We start from the raw sequence: 17,278 nt of genomic DNA, 5'->3' as shown, positions 1-17,278 counted from the left end.
GCGCGCGTCGCAGCTCACTCCTCCGGCAACCGGATGATGCTCGCGTCCTTGCGAATCTGCGCGGACGCCGCGAGCATCTGCTTGCATTGATGCGCAAGCAGTTTCGTGTCGTGCACCGCATCGGCCGAATAGTCGGGTGATTTCTCCGTTTTGACGACCATCGCATCGAGCTCGCGACTCATCAGTTTGATCTGCTCGCTCTGCTCTGCGGGCAACGCGGTGCCGGCTTCGGCAGCGCTCAGGTTGTCGCGCACGAGGCTCAATGCGCGCTGCAGCGGCTGTAGCGAGACGTCCTCGACCTGTTGCTGCTGTTGCGCGGAGGTGCGCAGCAGCGGCGCGGCAGCCGTGATCTGCGACGCGAGCACGTGGCTGCGCACCAGCAGACCGTTCAACTCCGGCACGAACTTCTGCGCGGACTTCGGTTCGAGCATCATGCGCTGGAATGCCTGACCGAGATTCGCGAACGCAACGTGAACGTTCTTGCGCGCGAGCCGATAGCGGTAATCGCGGTCGAGCGCGGTCGCAGCCGCGGCGGCGGCAGCCGATGCGCCGCTTGCCGGGCGCGCGGTCGGATTGCGGATCGTGGTGGTGCCATGGGCGGCGTCGCCAGCGTTCGCCTCGGCACCAGCGTCGCCGAGCGGCTGTGCACGGCTTGCGCGCTCCGCGCGGCGCGCACCGGCGCCACTCTTTACGTCGGCTTCGGCTCCAGCGACAGCGAGCGCCGGCCCGCCAAAGCCGAGCGCCGGGTCCGCCATCGCGGCCGCCGGCGCACGCGCGCCCGCTTCGGTCACGGCCGCGACCACCGCAGCGGCCGGCTTGCCGCTCCACCACCAGCTCGCTTCGAGATACTGCCGCGTCGCGCTGATCATGTTGTTGACGAGCTTGCCCATCAAGCGGTACTCCCAGTACGGGAACAGGTGGCTCGCCGCGATCGCGATCGCGCAGCCGACCACGGTGTCGATCGCGCGCTCGCCGATGATGCGCAGGCTGCCCGGCGCAAGCAGATGGAACAGCAGCAGCACATACGACGACGTGAACACGACGCTCGCCGTGTAGTTGAACAGCAGCAGGCTGTAGCTCATCACCATCGACGCGAACATCACGACCATCAGGATGTGCGGCTCCTTCACGAAGATGATCAGCGCGATGCTCGCCGCGCAGCCGATCAGCGTGCCGATGATCCGCTGCCCGTTGCGCTGCTTGGTCAGCGAGTAGCCGGGCTTCAGAATGATGACGGTGGTCATCACGATCCAGTACGCGTTGGTCAGCGGCAGCAGGCGGCCGAGCCAGAAGCCCACGGCGACCGCGATCGTCACGCGCAACGCATGGCGAAAGCTCGGCGAGGCCATCGTCAGATTCGAGAAGATCTGCCCGAACGGCACGCGCCGGCTCGTCACGAAGCGGCTCAGCGCCTGGTCGATGCGCAGTTCGGTTTCGGTCGGGCTCGGCTCGGTGGTGAGGCTGCGGCGCATCTTGTCGATCAGCCGCGTGGCGCTCCAGATGCGGCGGAAATTCGACGACACCGCCGAATACGCCTCCGGGTTCTGCGTCGGCAGTTCCTGCTTGCGCATCAGCTCGATTTCATACTCGATCGCGCGCAACTCTGCCTTCACATTCACGCGCTTGCGCGGCGCCTGATTCTGCAGCACCGCGAGGCCGATCTCCTCGAGATCTTCGGCCGCCTTGCGGATCAGATCGCGATAGAACACCAGCAGGTCGGAGCCGCCGAACGTGCTGCGCACGAGCGTGTAATCGGTTTGCGCGCCGACGAACAGCTCGTGCAGATCGACGGTATTGATGAACAGGTTGTACAGCATCGCGCGGCGTGGTTCGAGCTTGCCGCGTTTGAGCCTGGGCAGATTGCGCAGCACGATGTCGCGCGCGGCCTCCTGGCGATCGACCGCGGAGATCTGCTTGTCGACGAGGTTGCGATAGCACTCGTCGAGATCGTTGTCGAGATCGTAGAACGCGGCGCGCGCGAGCAGATAGTCCGCGCACGCGAACACGCTTTCGGCGAGCGCCTGCTGCTCGATCCGATGCACCATCCATTGGCTCACGAAGGTCGACCAGTATGTGTACCAGAGGCCGCCGAGCAGGATCCACGACGCGTTGACGAGCGCCTGCTGTGGCGTGAAGTGCTCCTCCAGCGTCAGGATCATCATGAACAGCGTCGCGAAGCTGATTTGCGGCCAGCGGTTGCCGTACACGACGATCAGCGACAGCACGAACGTGAGCGGCACGACCGTGCACCACAGCGCGATCGGATTGACGGTGGCGAGGCCGGTGGCGAGCGCGGACAGAAAGCCGATCACCGAGCAGGCCAGCATCTCGTTGTGCTTGTACTTGAGCGGGCCCGGCATGTCGACGACGCAGGCGCCGAGCGCGCCGGTCGCGATCGTGAAGCCGAGTTCACGATTGTCAAACACGAGCAGGCACAGGATGGCCGGTAACGACACGCCGACCGCGATGCGCAGGCCGCCATAAAAGTACTGGCTATAGAGGAATTTTCTTATTTCGACCGAATAGCGCATCGACTAACTGAATCCATTCACCGAGAAAACCGCAGTTGGAAAGACAGCGCGAAACTGCCGTCGAGTCTAACTGATTTTGCGCGCGATCTGACCTCGTCCATTCGGCCAGGTTATGCCGTGGGGATCGGTTTGTTATGCTGTCGCTTCAATGTCCGCCGCGGTTCGCGAGCATCACTCGCGGGCCGTCGGCGTGCCAAATGTGATCTGGAATCCATGCTTCAGCTCTTCTACTCGAACCGCTACGAAACGCTGGTGGGCGCGCTGCTCGACGACCTCGCGCAGGCGCCGTCCGACCCATGGACCGCGCGTCCCGTGATCGTGCCGAGCGCGGCCGTGCGCCGGCGGCTCGAACTCGATATCGCCGCGCGCCAGGGCATCTGCGCGAACGTGAACTTTGGTTATCTCGCGCAATGGTTGTGGGCGCAGATCGGCGGCGTGATCGAGGTGCCGAAGCATTCGCCGTTCGCGCCGGACCGGCTCGTGTGGCGCTGCTACCGGCTGCTCGACGACACCGACGAAGCGCTGCCGTGGAATGCGTCGCCGCGTTTGCGCGCCTATCTCGATGCGGCCGACGCGTCGATGCGCTACGAACTCGCGCGGCGCGTCGCGACCGTGCTCGATCACTATCTGACCTATCGCCCCGAATGGCTGCTGCAGTGGCAGAAGGGCGGCTCGATCTTCGCGAGTGGCGCGGCAGACGACACCGGTCCGCGTCTGACCGGCGCGAGCGATGCGGCGCGCGAAGACGAGCGCTGGCAGGCGGCGCTGTGGCGCGCGGTGCTCGCCGAACTCGCGCAAGCCGGCGGCCATGCGCAAACATCCGCGGCCGCGTTGCCACCCGCGTATCGGTTCCTCGATGAAATCGCCGGGCTCGATCTCGAGGCGATCTCGAACGCGCAATGGCCCGAGGCGGTCAGCGTGTTCGCGCTGCCGACCATGCCGCCGCTGCACATTGCGTTGCTGCGCGCGCTGTCGCGCTGGATCGACGTGCGTCTCTATGTGATGAACCCATGCCGCGAGTTCTGGTTCGACGTGGTCAGCGAAGGGCGCGTGCAGGCGCTCGACGCGGCGGGGCAGCTCGACTATCAGGAAGTCGGTCATCCGCTGCTCGCCGAATGGGGACGGCAGACTCAGGCGCAGCTGCATATGCTGCACGAGCTGACCGAAAGCGCGGCATCGGCCGAGACCGGCGACTTCACCGAGAACCCCGAACCGAGCTGGCTTGCCGCCGTGCAGAACGGCATCCTCGATCTGCGCAACGAAGCCGATGCCGACGAGTTGCCTGTCGAGCGCGGTATCGAGGTCCACGTTTGCCATAGCCTGTCCCGGCAGCTCGAAGTGCTGCACGATCGCCTGCTTGGCTGGTTCGACGAGTTCGACGATTTGCAGCCGTCCGACGTGCTGGTCGCGGTGTCCGATCTGGCGGCGGCCGGTCCGCTGATCGATGCGGTGTTCGGCACCACGCCCGCCGGCGACACGCGCCGCATTCCGTACCGGATCACCGGCTTGCCGCCGTCGCAGGCCAATCCGGTCGCGCGTCTGTTGCTCGACTGGCTCGCGCTGCCCGAGCGCAGTGTGGGTGCGCCAGATCTGATCGAATGGCTGCGCGTCGACGCGGTCGCGGTGCGTTACGGCATCGATGCGAATTCGCTCGAAGCCGCGCAGGAATGGCTCGCGGCCGCCGGCGCGCGGCGCGGGCTCGCGCCGCTCGAACCGGTCGGCGAGCACGTGCCGGTCGCGCGTCATACGTTCGCCGATGCGCTCACGCGCCTGTACCTCGGCTATGCGATGCCGGCCGGCGGCGAGCCGGTCGATGCATGGCTGCCGGTCGAAGGCGCGGGCGGTTCGGATGCCGAATTGCTCGGCCGTCTGTCGCGCTTCGTCGACGATATCGACAGCTTCGCGGCGAGCTGTGCGATCGAGCGCACGCCCGCCGACTGGTCGCAGCTGCTGCTCGAAACGCTCGGGCAGTGCTTCGACGGCGGCGTCGAGTTCGCCGATTCGCTCGCGGCCGTGCGCGACGCGCTCGATGCGATGACTGCCGCGATGCAGGCCGGCGCGCACGACGTGTTGCTGCCGGCGTCGGTGGTGCGCACCGCGCTCACCGAAGCGCTCGACGACCCCGCGCGCGGCGGCGTGCCGTGGGGCAGCGTGACATTTTCTTCGCTGACGAGCTTGCGCGGTTTGCCGTTCCGGGTGGTCTGCCTGCTCGGCATGGACGACGGCGTGCTGCCGTCGCTCGCGCGTGCCGACGAGTTCGATCTGATGGCCGCGTTCGGCAAGGCCGGCGACCGTCAGCGCCGCGACGACGAGCGCAATCTGTTCCTCGATCTGCTGCTCGCCGCGCGCGAGCGGCTCTTCATCGCGTACACGGGCCGCAGCATTCGCGATAACGCGCCACTGCCGCCGGCCGCGCTCGTCGACGAATTGCTCGATCATCTCGCGCAGGTGTCGGCGGGCGAGGACGCGAGTCCGGCCGACGTCGACCGCGCCCGGCGCGAGTTCATCGTCGAGCATCTGCTGCAGGCGTTCGCGTCGGACTATTTTGCGGCGAAGGCGGACCTGTTCACCTACGACGCCGATCGCGCCGAGCTGGCCACGCTGCTCGCCGAACCGCAGCATGCGGACGCCGCGCCGTTCTTCGATCAACCGCTGCCGCCGGAAGATTTGCGCGAGGTGCAGTTCGACGATTTCGTGCGCTTCTGGCGTCATCCGGCGCGCGCGTTGTTGCGCGACCGGCTCGGCATCGCGTTGTCGGACGCGCAAGGCGAACTGCTCGATACGGAGCCGTTCGATCTCGACTATGCGGGCCGCGACGCGCTCGCCGAGCGCCTGCTGCCGGTGCTGCTCGACGCCGACACCGCAGACGACGTGGTGTATAGCCGCGTGCAGCGCGTCGCCGAGGCGAGCCCCGAGTTGCCGGGCGGCGCGACCGGCGCGGTGTGGCGCGCTCGCGAACTGTCCGCGCTGCGGCAGTTGGCGCAAAGCGTGCGGCGCGAAGTCGCCGCCGGTGTCGAGCGCTTGCCGTTCGTGCTCGACATCAGGCCGCGCTGGCCGCAGGGCGGCGATGGCATCGATAGCGCCGATTCCCTGTTCGGCGACTACGACGCGCTGCTGCGCGAGGCCGCCGAAACGCCGCTGCAATTGCGCGGCACGTTGAACCTGCTGACCGGAACGGGACAAGTGATCTTTCGTTATGCCAAAGCCAGCGCGCGCGATTATCTATCCGCGTGGCTCGCGCATCTGGTCTATTGCGCGGCGCAGCCGGACGGTCCGCGCCGCACCGTGTGGCACGGCAGCGGCGAGAGCTTCGAGCTCGCGCCCGTCGCGGCGCCGCTCGACGAACTCGCGCCGTTGGCGGCGCTCTTCAATGCCGGCCGTCGGCTGCCGCTGCGCTTCTTCCCTAAGAGCGCATGGGCGAGAGTCAGCGAAAGCGAATCGGCGGCACAGGGCGTATGGATCAACGACCGCGTGCGCGGCGAGTCCGACGACCCCGCGTTGCGCATCGCGCTGCGCGGCACGCCGCTCACGCTCGCGGAGCCGTTCGGCAGCCTCGCCGCGATCGTCTTCAAGCCACTGATCCAGCATGTGCGGAGCGCCTCATGAGCGAAGCGCTGCGCCATCAAAACCTCGTCGCCGACGAACTCGACGTGTTCGCGTGCCCGCTCGACGGCGTGAACCAGATCGAAGCGTCGGCGGGCACCGGCAAGACGTGGAACATCTGCGCGCTGTACGTGCGGCTGCTGCTCGAAAAGAACCTGAACGCGGATCAGATTCTCGTCGTCACGTTCACGAAGGCGGCGACCGCGGAGCTGCACGAGCGCATTCGCGGCCGTCTCGCGGAACTGCATCGCGCGATCGAGATGGACGACGACGGCGACGATCCGTTCATCCGCCGGCTGTTCGAAACGACGCTCGCGCCGGAGAACGGTATCGAGCGCGAGGCGGCGTTGAAGGTCGTGCGCCGCGCGCTGCGCACCTTCGATCAGGCCGCGATCCACACGATCCACGCGTTCTGTCAGCGTGCGTTGCAGGAAGCGCCGTTCGCCGCCGCGATGCCGTTCGCATTCGAGATGGAAGCCGACGACGCGGCGCTGCGCTTCGAACTCGCCGCCGATTTCTGGCGCGAGCAGGTCGAGCCGGTCGCGCATGCGCATCCGGCGTTCGCTGCGTGGCTGGTGGCGAGGCGCGCCGGTCCGGCGTCGCTCGACGAGCAGTTGGCGCGCCGGCTGAAAAAGCCGCTCGCGCAATTGCGCTGGGGCAGCGTCGACGCGCACGGCGCTAGCGCCGATCCGCAGGCCGGCTTCGATGTCGCGTGCGCGATCTGGCAGGCCGAGCGCGACACGATCGTCTCGCTGCTCGCCGAGGCCCAGGAGCGCCTGAGCAAGACCACGCACAAGCCCGATCACGTCAGCGCCGCGATCGCCGCGTGGACCGACTACTTCGCGCGGGGCGACTGCCATGCGCCGCCGCCGCGCGCGGCGTTGAAGCTGACGGCGTCGGCGTTGAAGAAGGCGACCAAGGCCAGCTTCGAGCCGCCCGCGCATCCTTTCTTTGAGCATGCCGACGCGCTGGCCGCGGCCGTGGTCGCCGCCGAGGCCGCGCAGCGCGCGCGCTGGCTCGGGCTCGTGCAGACCTGGCTCGACTTCGCGCCGGCCGAGCTGGTGACGCGCAAGCGCACGCGCCGCGTCGTGTCGTTCGACGATCTGCTCGCGAATCTGTATCGCGCGCTGGCCGCGCATCCGTGGCTCGCCGATGCGTTGCGCAGCCGCTATCCGGCCGCGCTGATCGACGAGTTCCAGGACACCGATCCGCTGCAATTCACGATCTTCAGCCGCATCTTCGCGCCGGCCGGGCCGCTGTTCCTCGTCGGCGATCCGAAGCAGGCGATCTACAGTTTCCGTGCGGCGGATCTGCATACGTATCTCGCGGCGCGCGAGTCGGCGTCCGCGTGCTACACGCTCGCGGTCAACCAGCGCTCGACCGCACCGATCGTCGACGCGTGCAACCGGATCTTCGAAGCGAACCCTCGAGCTTTCGTGCTCGACGGGCTCGACTATCAGCCGGTGCGTGCGGGCGAGCGGCGGCGTGCACCGTTCGCCGATCCCGACGCGAGCGGCGGCGATTTCCGCATCTGGACGTTGCCGCGAGGCGAGAGCGCGCTGAGCAAACGCGACGCGCAGCGCGCGGCGAGCGAAGCGTGCGCGGCCGAGATCGTGCGGCTGCTGCGAGGGGCGCGTGAAGGCGTCGTGACGATCGGCGACAAGCCGCTCGCGCCCGGCGATATCGCCGTGCTCGTGCAGACGCACAAGCAGGGCAGCCTCGTCAAACGCGTGCTCGCGTCATGGGGCGTCGGCAGCGTGGAGCTTGCGCAGGCGTCGGTGTTCGCGACGCTGGATGCCGAGCAGATCGAGCGCGTGCTGGCCGCCATCGACACGCCCGGCGATTTGCGGCGTCTGCGCGCCGCGCTCGCGACCGACTGGCTTGGGCTCGACGCCGCCGCGCTGTGGCGTCTTACGCAGGTCGCCGATGCACCCGCGGCCGAGGCCTTTGACGAACCCACGCCAGCACTCGATCCCGCCGACGCAATGGGCTGGGTCGAGCGTTTTTCGCGCTACCGGATGCTGTGGCACGAACGCGGCTTCGCCGTGATGTGGCGCACGCTGATGCGCGAGCTGCGGGTTGCGCAGCGGCTCGTCGCGGGTGTCGACGGCGAGCGCCGGCTGACCAACGTGAACCATCTCGCCGAGCTCGTACAGGCGCGCGCGGCCACCCAGCCCGGCATCGCGCCGACCTTGCGCTGGCTCGCCGCGCAGCGCCAGCAGGGCGGCGGGGAAGAGGCGCAACTGCGGCTCGAGTCGGATCGCAATCTCGTGCAGATCGTCACGGTCCATAAATCGAAGGGACTCGAATACGCGGTCGTGTTCTGTCCGTTCCTGAACGATGGTGGCTTGCGCGAGCCGCCGTCGTCGGGCTTGCCCGATGCGCGCGAGTACCACGACGACAGCGGCGACGCGGTGCTGCACTATGGTTGCGACGAACAGGAAGCCGAGCGCGCGTCGCGTTATGCGGTGCGCGAGCAGGCGGCGGAACGCGCGCGGCTCGTCTATGTGGCGCTCACGCGCGCGGTGTATCGCTGCTACCTGGTCGCGGGCACCTATCTGTCGTCGCGCTCGACCAAAGAGTCGCGCCGCAGCGTGCTGAACTGGCTCGTCGGCGGCAGCGGCCACACTTTCGACGCATGGCTCGCCGAGCCGCCCGACGAAGCCGCGCTCGCGGCGAGCTGGCATGCGCTGGCGGGCGGACCGGTCACCTTGCGGGCGCTGCCCGAAGTGACGCGCCGCGTGCCGCTCGAAAGTCTGCAGGATCTGGGCGCGCATTTGCACGCGCGCGCGAATCGGCGGCCGTTGCGGGATCAGTGGCGCATGGCGAGTTTCAGCGGCCTGATCGCGGCCGGCACGAGGAACGGGGATGCCCACGCGCACGCGCCGCAGGAAGACGTGCGGCCCGATCACGATGAGATCGCCGATGCGCTACAGTCCGCGCCGTTGCTCGCGCCGGTTGCCGCGACCAACGCCCCGGCGCATGCCGACGACGACATCCTCGCGTTCCCGCGCGGTGCGGCGGCTGGCGATTGCCTGCATCGGATGTTCGAGCTCGCCGATTTCAGCGACGCGCGCAGCTGGCCCGACGCGATCCGCGGCGCGCTGCGCGAGCGACCGGCGCCGGCCGCGCCCGAGCTCGCCGCGCGTTTGCCCGCGATGATGCATCGGCTGATCGCCGACGTCGTCTCGACCGAACTCGTGCCCGGCATGACGCTCGCGCGGCTAGATCCGCGTCGGCGCCTGAACGAACTCGAGTTTCTGTTCGCGGCGCCGTCGCTCGATTTTCCGGCGCTGCGCGAGCTGCTGATCGAATACGGCTTTCCCGACGTCGCGCTGGAGCCCGGGGTGCTGCGTGGGTACATCAAAGGATTTATCGACATGATCGTCGAGCACGACGGCCGCTTCTGGATCGTCGACTGGAAATCGAACCATCTCGGCGACAGCGCGGCCGATTACGCGGCCGCGCCGCTCGAAGCGGCGATGGCGAGTCATGCGTATCACCTGCAGGCGCTGCTTTATACGGTCGCGTTGCATCGCTATCTGAAGACGCGCGTGCGCGATTACGCGTACGACACGCATATCGGCGGCTATCTGTATCTGTTCGTGCGCGGCGTGCGGCCGGACTGGCGCGATGTCGACGGCGCCGCCGGCGTGCACAGGCGGCGCGCGCCGTTCGAACTGGTGGCGCTGCTCGACGCGGCGATGATCGGAGGTGGCGCATGAGCACGTCCGGCACGCTTGACGAGCGCGCGGCCGCGCCGCTCGGTCTGGAAGACATCGGCGTCAACCTGCCCGCGCCCGCCGATTTCAGCATCGCGCTGGCCGAAGGGTTCGCGCGTCGGATCGGCATGCTGGCGCGGCGCGGTGGTGCATCGACCGAGGTGGTGAAATGGGCCGCGCGCGGCGCGTTCGCGGCGAGCCGCGCGACCGCCGAAGGGCACGTGTGCGTGCCGCTCGCGGCGCTCGCGCGCCGCTTCGACGCATCGAGCGCCGAAGTGCGCGCGGCGCTGCTCGCGAGCGGCATGGCAAGCGATGGCGCCGCGGACGCAGCGAGTGCGGCGGCGTTGCGGCCGCTCGTGATCGACGCGCAGGGGCGTCTCTATCTCGCGCGCTACTACGACTACGAGCGGCGCCTGGCCCACGCGCTGGTCGCACAGGCGACGGGCGACGCGAGCACTGCGAATGTCGACGCCGGCTCCGCGCCCGCCGCTTTGCGCGAACGCCTGCTGCGCTACTTCGGCCCCCCGAAAGACGACGAAATCGACTGGCAGCGCGTCGCGGCCGTGATGGCGCTGTCGGGGCGGCTGACGATCGTCAGCGGCGGTCCGGGCACCGGCAAGACCACGACCGTGGTCGGGGTGCTCGCGTGTCTGCTCGATGCGCGCGCCGATTTGCGTATTGCGCTCGCGGCGCCGACCGGCAAGGCGGCGCAACGGATGCAGGAAGCGTTGCTCGCACGCGCGGGCGACCTGCCGCCGGAGCTCGCCGAGCGTTTGCCGCAGACGTCGTACACGCTGCATCGATTGCTGGGCTCGGGACCGGGCGGACGCTTCCGGCATCATCGCGATAATCCGTTGCCGTATGACGTGGTCGTGATCGACGAGGCGTCGATGATCGACGTCGCGATGGCCACGCATCTGCTCGACGCGATCGGACCGCAAACGCGGCTCGTGATGCTCGGTGACAAGGACCAGCTCGCCGCGGTCGAAGCCGGCGCGGTGTTCGCCGAACTCAGCGCGCGGCCGGCGTTGAGCGCAAGCGGATTGCGACGGGTCGCGCAGGCGCTCGATATCGACGAGGCGCGGCTTGCGCGGGCTTTGCCGCGTGCGTCGCGTCAGGACGATGCAGCGCCGTTGGATGATTTTTTTGTGCCGCCCGAGGCGCTGCGCACGTTCGCGCCGGACGCATCGGGCGATCTGTTCGCCGATGTCGCGACAGCGGCGACTGACGAGCAGTCCGGTCGCGATATGCAATTGGCGAACGAACGCAATCCGCTCGCGGACTGCGTCGTCTGGCTCGAGCGCAACTACCGGTTCGGCCTCGAGTCGCCGATCGGCCGTTTGTCGGTTGCGATTCGCAACGGCTCGGCGAGCGCGGCGCTCGACGTATTACGGACCGATCCGACCGAGGACTGCGCCGCGGCGCTGCACGAGGACGCGCACACGACGCTGGCCGAGCGCACCGTCACGCGACTTGCCGCCGGCTTCGGGCCGTACGCCGACGCACTTGCCGCGGCGCTCGCCAGCGATACGCCCGATCCATTGCCGCTGTTCGACGCGCTCAACCGCTTCCGCATCCTCTGTGCGACGCGGCTCGGACCTCGTGGCGTCGATCAGGTCAATGCGGCGATGGCGGCCCAGGTGCGCCGCGCCGCGGGCGTCACACTCGCGGTCGGCGCGCAATGGTTTGCGGGACGTCCGGTGATGGTGACGCGCAACGACTACGCGCTGGGGCTGTTCAATGGCGACATCGGCATTGCGCTGCCGGGCGCGGGCGGCGCGCTGCGCGTGTACTTCCGCACCGGCGACGGCGGCGTGCGCGCCGTGTCGCCGGCCGCGCTGCCGCCGCACGACACCGCGTTCGCGCTGACGGTCCACAAGTCGCAAGGTTCGGAGTTCGAGCACGCGGTGCTGGTGCTGCCGTCGGCGTTCAGCCGGGTGTTGTCGCGCGAGCTCGTGTACACGGCGATTACTCGCGCACGCGAACGCGTCGAGGTGATCGGCGCGCGGGCCGTGCTCGCGCAGGCGATCGCGACGCCGACGCAGCGTGATTCGGGGCTGGCCGCGCGGATTGCGGAGGCGTCGCGTTGATTGCGCAAGCGCAGGCGGAACACGCGGAGTGGAGGGCGTAGAGTGCGAGCGGCGCTCAACCGGCCATGCCGCTCGCCCGCTCGATAGACTCGACGCGGCTGCGCATCGTCTTGCGATACCACAGGGTCCACAGCGCCAGTCCCGCGTAGATGCCGTAGCCAATAAAGGGCGACACGACGAGGAAGCGTTCGATCGGCCACGTCAGCGCCATCCACGCGCGTAGCGCGGTCTCGGCGGTCAGGCCGACGCCCCACACGAGCGTCATGGTTCGCAACGCGGGAGCGAGACCGGGGCGTTCGCGCCACAGCGCCTCGAAATGCGCGGCGCCGCCTTCCATTTCGCGCGCGAGAGTCGCGCGCGCGAGGTAGAAGATCAGCGGACGACGCATCGGCAGCGACAGCAGGAACACCACGCCGACCGCGCCGGACACCAGCGACTCGCGCAACAGCAGCATGCGCGGACTGCCGCCGAGCGCCATGGCCGCGACCGACAACACGATGCCCGCGACCACCATCACGCTGAGCGCATCGACGCGTCTGAAGCGTGCGAGCTCGATCGCGCTCCAGATGAGCGGCGGCACGGCGGACGCGATCAGCGCGCCGGTCTCGCCGACTCGCGGTATCGCGAGCCGGTAGGCAAGCCACGGCAGCAGAAAGTTGACCGCCAGTTCGAGCACGAAACCGGGACGGATTTTCATTTGAATTTACGCCGTAAGCGAAAGAGCCAGTATCGATGAACCGGTCGTGCCGACGCAAATGGTTTTTTTCGTAAGCGATCGCGTGCCGGTGCCGCCCAGCACTGCACCCGGCGCTGCGGCGCGCTGCGGCGACCTCGGGCATCTCGCGCCGAGCGCTTGTACACTGATGCATCTTTCTTCCCGACCGCCCATGACATCCCGCTACCCGATCCCGCCCAACGAAATCGAACTGACCGCCGTGCGCGCGCAAGGGGCGGGTGGGCAGAACGTCAACAAGGTATCGAGCGCGATCCATCTGCGTTTCGACGTGCGCGCCTCATCGCTGCCGGAAGTGCTGAAAATGCGTCTGCTCGCGCTGTCCGACCACCGGCTCACGCGCGACGGAGTCGTGGTCATCAAGGCGCAGGAACATCGGACCCAGGAGATGAACCGCGCGGCGGCGCTCGCGCGGCTCGATGAACTGATCGAAAGTGTCAGCGTCACCCGCAAGCATCGGGTCGCGACGCGGCCGACTCGCGCGTCGAACCTGCGACGGCTCGACAGCAAGGCAAAGCGCAGCGAGGTGAAGTCGGGGCGCGGCCGCGTGCACGAGTAGCGGCGCGGGTCGCTAACGCTTCGTGCCGCGTCGGCCGGTGCGCACATCCGGCGGCGATGCCTCCGGCACGAAGTCGACGCACAGCACGTTCGTGCCGTCGCGCTCGAACGCGATCGCCGCGGTGTAGCAGTCTTGACCATCGGCGAGCGAATAGTGCGGCCCCATCACCGCGACGCGGCCCGGCGCCGCGAGCGCGTGCCGGAAATACGCGCGACGCGACCAGTTGCTGCGCGTCTCCGTATAGAGCGGCGCGAGCCGCTTCGGAGGCGGCGGGACCGATGCCGCCGTCACCGAAGGCTGGGTCTGCTCGCCCTGGTCGTCGGTGAGGAATACGCGGCGTGCTTCGGGCAGATGCCAGACCCTTTGCGCAGCCTGTTCGAGGTCGCCGGTCGCCTTGTAAGTGTCGGCGGCGGCCAGCACCGCTTCCGCGAAGCCCTCGAAGCCGAGCCGCTGGTGGCCGGCGTGCGCGCGCTCGTAGTCGGCGAACTTGCTCCAGATCGATTCGACGAGCGCGGGCACCTTCGTGCAGGCGGCCCGCACGCTGCTCTTCGGCTGGCCGAACCAGAAGCCTTGCACGAAATCGACGTCGGCCTGCATCAGGATCATCAGCTCTTCATCGGTTTCGACGCCTTCGGCGAGCACCAGCGTGCCCGACTGATGCAACATTGCGATCAGATGGCTGATCATCGATTCGTCGCCCTCGCGCTTGCCTGCGCGCGCGACGAGCGAACGGTCGAGCTTGACGATGTCGGGGCGGAAGCGCCATACGCGGTCGAAGTTCGAGAAGCCGGTGCCGAAGTCGTCGATCGCGATCAGGAAATCGCGCGGCTGGGAGGCGGCGAGCATGCTGGCGACGGCGGATTCATCGTCGGCGGGCTGCTCGAGCACTTCGATCACGATGCGCTCCTGCGGCAGCCCGAAATGCGCGGACAACTCGTCGATGAACGCGCGCTGCGGCCAGCCGGTTTCGAACACCTGCGGGCGTGTGTTCAGAAACAGCCATCCGGTGCTGATGCCTTGCTCCATGAAGTTCGCCACGTGCAGGCAGCGCGCGATGCGGTCGAGTTCGCGCGCTTCGGCGGCCGAGCGCGTGCCGGAGAACAGCACTTCGGGCGAAACGGGCAGGCCGACCGGATCGAACGCGCGCAACAGCCCCTCGTAGCCAACCACGCACTGATGCGTGACCGACAGCACCGGCTGGAACACGCTGTGCAATGTCAACGCGCGCCACGTCGCGGTCCAGCCCGACTCGCCGCGGACCAGGTGCGGGAGCACGCCGCTCACGGTCAATTCGCTGACAGATGGCATAGAAGCGGGCATCAGAGCTGACATGGGATTGTTGCGGCAAGGGGTAAAGGGGCTCGCAAACCCATTCGGCGCGCAGCGCCCGCACACCCGAAGCGTCGCCGGGACGACACGAACGCGTCCCGCGAACACGGAGGGCAGTACCAGCTACGCTGGACTCCGGCGAATTGGTCAAAATGAGTCTAGCAGTTTGCAGCGTGCATCAATGTGCGGGTTATCACAAAGGCATAAGCGCGAGAATTGTCCGCAAAACGGCTGCCAACGGCCATGCGGCAACCCGTTGCGGTCATGCGCCGGAGCGTTTCGCGCGCTTGCCACGCGTGAAACCGATTCTCAATCGCAATGAGTTACCGTACCACGCCGAGGGTAGCAGGGCGCCCAGTGGTCGCCCGCCAAACTCCAGGCGCCGACGGTGCACACATCTTAGTGCCGGTGCGGAGGCTGATGTTGCGGTTCGGGCGGCGGGCTTGGCACTGCCTTGCCGGGCGGATTCCGTGTTGACGCGACGGTGGTCTGGCATGGCGGGCGGAGGCGAGATTCATGCGTCGCCAGGCTGGTGAGCGCCGTCGTCGGCAGGTTCAGCGACTGGCGGGTATGCTGCTGATTTTCGTAAAGAGGAGATCAGGCATGGCGGAAATCGCGGTGGTCGCAATTTCGGTGGCGAAACCGGGGCAAGAGGAGCTGTTGCGCGAGGCGCTCGAAGGCATCGTCGGGCCGACGCGCAAGGAAGCTGGTGTGCTGCAGTACGACTTGCACCGCGACGTGCAGGAGCCGCGCCGGTTCGTGTTCATCGAGCGATGGGAAAGCCAGGATGCGCTCGCGGCGCATGCGAAATCCGCGCATATCCAGGCTTATAAGAAAGCGGCCGCGGATTGGATCGAGCACGCGGAGATTCGCGTGGTGTCGAAGATCGCCTGAGCTCGGCGGGCGGGCGTCAGCGGCGCGCGGACGACACGCCGGCCAGGTGCGGCGGCACCGAGGCCGCCGGCGCGCCGTCAGCGATCAGTGAGTCGCTTGCGGGACATCGAGAATCAGGATGATGGTCCAGTCGGCGTCGCCGTCATGGTGATACTGACGCTCCGCGACGATGAACGGCTGCTGCTTGCCAGCCGGTCCGAGAAACAGCACGTCGCCTTCCATCGGCAGGCATTCGACGGGCGGCAGCGCGAGGTACGCTTCCTGACCGCCACGCGGCATCAGTTTTTCGATCTTGCGAGATGCTGCTTCGGTCCATTCGATATCAAGCTGGATGTTGCTCATGCTGTCCTCCGCACCAGGGTGCGCACGGGTTAGGGGATGCCGGCGGCTCGCCGGTCGGTGCGCGACTTTAGCATACAGAATGCTGTGCGCCGGAGGCTTTGCCAGACCGGTGCGCGTTCGAAGTGTGTCGTCGGCGGGGAGCGGATCGCGCAAATAAAAAAGCCGAATCCGGCGCTGCCGGCTTCGGCTTTTTCACCTTCACGACGAGGCCGCGAGGCGAGATCCGCGAAGTCGCTCAGGTACCCGACGCGTCCGCACCCTTCTTCGGATGATGCGGAGCCATCTTGTGATGTTTGGCCGGGGCGGCGGGTGCGGTTCCCATCGACTGCTCGCGGTTTTGCAAATCTTGCGCACGCTGCTCGACGTCGGCGGCTTTGGCCGGATCGGTGCTCGTCGTGATGCCCTGGTCCTGCGCGTAAGCTGCGCCGGCCGCGGCACACAGGGAAACCAGGATCGCCATGGACACTTTCTTCATCGTTACCTCCATAGAGTGGTGGTGGACCCGAGTATTGCTGTCCAGGGGAAAGACAATTCATTCTATCGAGCAAACTCTGCTCCAACGGATGGCTTTGTAACTGCGCTCGACATTTGTTACGTTTTGTAATGACTCCGTCGGCCCACATCGTTCGTCAGAACCAGCCGATCGCGCGATACAGGTGAAACTGCGCGAGGCCGATGAGCTCATGCAACGCTATCTCCGCGGCCACGAGATTACCGAAGCGCGGCAGCACGCCGAGCCGCACGCGCCGCGCGCTCGAAATCTGCGGCTGCGGCTCGACGCCGAAGCGGTGAAAGTCGAGCAGCGCACGCGGCATGTGATACGCGGAAGTGACGAGTATCAACGTGTCGTATTGTGATTGACCGACAATGGCCGAGACGTTGCGCGCGTTCTCGTAGGTCGTGCGGCTGCTTTTCTCGAGCACGATGTCCGAGCGCGGCACCTGCTGACGCAGTAGATAGGGCAGGTAGGTGTCGGCTTCCGTCGCGCTGTGCCGCTGAGGATTGCCACCACTCACGATCACCCGGCAGACGATCGCCGTGCGCTTGCAGGCCGCATAGTTCTGCGCGCTGACTTTGATGCGCGAAAGCACGTCGCGCGGTGGCACCAGCACGTGGTCGTGGTCGTAGATCGTGCCGCCGCCGAGCAGGATGATCCCGGTGCGTGGCGCGAAGGTGGCGGCCTCGGCGCTCTGTCGTTGCGGCTGCGCCAGATCGAGCAGTGGCGCGGTCAGCCAGCCGGCCGCCAGCAGCCAGAACAGCGCGATCAAGCAGACGATGAGCGGCCGTCGCGCACGTTTCCATAGCACGATTGCTGCAAAAAAAAGCGCTAATAAAGTGAATAGAATCAATTTAAATGGGGTAACGTATGTCTTTCGGGATAAATCCACGGGCCGGCCATCGCGCCGCGGCGGTTGCATCGTCGGTTCGGGGAGGGAACGCTAACATGCCGTTCTGACGGGGGTTCCGAAAACGAG

The 17,278-nt window shown here is 67.4% G+C and carries 11 protein-coding genes; 5 read left to right on the top strand and 6 right to left on the bottom strand.

All coding sequences use genetic code 11. From position 1 onward, the window contains the following. Positions 1 to 14 precede the first annotated feature (14 nt). A complete protein-coding gene (locus tag VSR82_RS15580; protein WP_429459963.1) occupies positions 15 to 2,531 on the bottom strand; it encodes an FUSC family protein in 2,517 nt (838 codons plus the stop codon). 213 nt (positions 2,532 to 2,744) lie between these two features. Here VSR82_RS15580 and recC point away from each other — a divergent pair, with 213 nt between their 5' ends. Genes recC through VSR82_RS15565 form a run of 3 tightly spaced genes read left to right on the top strand, consistent with a single transcriptional unit; the run spans position 2,745 to position 11,946 of the window. Continuing rightward, on the top strand, positions 2,745 to 6,137 hold the full coding sequence (gene recC, locus VSR82_RS15575; RefSeq protein ID WP_429459961.1) for an exodeoxyribonuclease V subunit gamma: 3,393 nt from the start codon (positions 2,745 to 2,747) through the stop codon (positions 6,135 to 6,137). Further along, the gene (gene recB / locus VSR82_RS15570) at positions 6,134 to 9,859 is read left to right on the top strand and encodes an exodeoxyribonuclease V subunit beta (RefSeq protein ID WP_498857893.1); all 3,726 of its coding nucleotides are present in this window, start codon (positions 6,134 to 6,136) and stop codon (positions 9,857 to 9,859) included. The genes recC and recB overlap by 4 nt, the downstream gene beginning before the upstream one ends. Next, entirely contained in the window at positions 9,856 to 11,946 is a 2,091-nt protein-coding gene (locus VSR82_RS15565) for an AAA family ATPase (RefSeq protein WP_429459957.1), read from the top strand. Before recB ends, VSR82_RS15565 begins: the two co-directional genes overlap by 4 nt. Positions 11,947 to 12,001: 55 nt before the next feature. Here the strand turns inward: VSR82_RS15565 and VSR82_RS15560 are convergent, their stop codons facing one another. Next, positions 12,002 to 12,643: a VC0807 family protein gene (locus VSR82_RS15560; RefSeq protein WP_368582695.1), complete on the bottom strand. Its 642-nt coding sequence runs from the start codon at positions 12,641 to 12,643 to the stop codon at positions 12,002 to 12,004. 190 nt (positions 12,644 to 12,833) lie between these two features. Between VSR82_RS15560 and arfB the strand changes: the two genes are divergently transcribed. Next, positions 12,834 to 13,238 carry an alternative ribosome rescue aminoacyl-tRNA hydrolase ArfB gene (gene arfB, locus VSR82_RS15555; protein ID WP_013089140.1) on the top strand — a complete coding sequence of 135 codons (405 nt, stop codon included), beginning with the start codon at positions 12,834 to 12,836 and terminating at the stop codon, positions 13,236 to 13,238. A 12-nt stretch (positions 13,239 to 13,250) separates the two neighbouring features. On the opposite strand, the gene VSR82_RS15550 is transcribed toward arfB, so the two are convergent. Further along, positions 13,251 to 14,546 carry a sensor domain-containing phosphodiesterase gene (locus VSR82_RS15550; RefSeq protein ID WP_429459955.1) on the bottom strand — a complete coding sequence of 432 codons (1,296 nt, stop codon included), beginning with the start codon at positions 14,544 to 14,546 and terminating at the stop codon, positions 13,251 to 13,253. Positions 14,547 to 15,170: 624 nt separating this feature from the next. Here VSR82_RS15550 and VSR82_RS15545 point away from each other — a divergent pair. Next, positions 15,171 to 15,461 carry a putative quinol monooxygenase gene (locus VSR82_RS15545; RefSeq protein WP_368582696.1) on the top strand — a complete coding sequence of 97 codons (291 nt, stop codon included), beginning with the start codon at positions 15,171 to 15,173 and terminating at the stop codon, positions 15,459 to 15,461. Between the two features lie 84 nt (positions 15,462 to 15,545). Here VSR82_RS15545 and VSR82_RS15540 read toward each other — a convergent pair whose 3' ends face one another. The 3 genes from VSR82_RS15540 to VSR82_RS15530 form a co-directional block, all read right to left on the bottom strand. Beyond that, positions 15,546 to 15,803: a hypothetical protein gene (locus tag VSR82_RS15540; protein ID WP_008923870.1), complete on the bottom strand. Its 258-nt coding sequence runs from the start codon at positions 15,801 to 15,803 to the stop codon at positions 15,546 to 15,548. Positions 15,804 to 16,038: 235 nt separating this feature from the next. After that, positions 16,039 to 16,278 (bottom strand): hypothetical protein, encoded by a 240-nt coding sequence (locus VSR82_RS15535; protein ID WP_368582697.1) that lies wholly within the window; start codon positions 16,276 to 16,278, stop codon positions 16,039 to 16,041. Positions 16,279 to 16,432: 154 nt separating this feature from the next. After that, the gene (locus VSR82_RS15530; protein WP_429459952.1) at positions 16,433 to 17,152 is read right to left on the bottom strand and encodes a YdcF family protein; all 720 of its coding nucleotides are present in this window, start codon (positions 17,150 to 17,152) and stop codon (positions 16,433 to 16,435) included. Between the last annotated feature and the right edge of the window lie 126 nt (positions 17,153 to 17,278).

The sequence above is a fragment of the Burkholderia sp. JPY481 genome (assembly GCF_038900515.1).
In the GTDB taxonomy this organism is placed as follows: Bacteria; Pseudomonadota; Gammaproteobacteria; order Burkholderiales; family Burkholderiaceae; genus Paraburkholderia; species Paraburkholderia youngii.
Note: the sequence above shows the minus strand (reverse complement) of the source record. Positions and strands in the feature narration are given on the sequence as shown.

Excerpts from the sequence above, each read along its gene's own strand:
- recC (WP_429459961.1), top strand. The coding sequence starts at position 2,745 with ATGCTTCAGCTCTTCTACTCGAACCGCTACGAAACGCTGGTGGGCGCG.
- VSR82_RS15540 (WP_008923870.1), bottom strand. The coding sequence starts at position 15,803 with ATGAGCAACATCCAGCTTGATATCGAATGGACCGAAGCAGCATCTCGC.
- VSR82_RS15535 (WP_368582697.1), bottom strand. The coding sequence starts at position 16,278 with ATGAAGAAAGTGTCCATGGCGATCCTGGTTTCCCTGTGTGCCGCGGCC.
- VSR82_RS15560 (WP_368582695.1), bottom strand. The coding sequence starts at position 12,643 with ATGAAAATCCGTCCCGGTTTCGTGCTCGAACTGGCGGTCAACTTTCTG.
- VSR82_RS15580 (WP_429459963.1), bottom strand. The coding sequence starts at position 2,531 with ATGCGCTATTCGGTCGAAATAAGAAAATTCCTCTATAGCCAGTACTTT.
- VSR82_RS15550 (WP_429459955.1), bottom strand. The coding sequence starts at position 14,546 with ATGCCATCTGTCAGCGAATTGACCGTGAGCGGCGTGCTCCCGCACCTG.
- recB (WP_498857893.1), top strand. The coding sequence starts at position 6,134 with ATGAGCGAAGCGCTGCGCCATCAAAACCTCGTCGCCGACGAACTCGAC.
- VSR82_RS15565 (WP_429459957.1), top strand. The coding sequence starts at position 9,856 with ATGAGCACGTCCGGCACGCTTGACGAGCGCGCGGCCGCGCCGCTCGGT.
- VSR82_RS15545 (WP_368582696.1), top strand. The coding sequence starts at position 15,171 with ATGGCGGAAATCGCGGTGGTCGCAATTTCGGTGGCGAAACCGGGGCAA.
- arfB (WP_013089140.1), top strand. The coding sequence starts at position 12,834 with ATGACATCCCGCTACCCGATCCCGCCCAACGAAATCGAACTGACCGCC.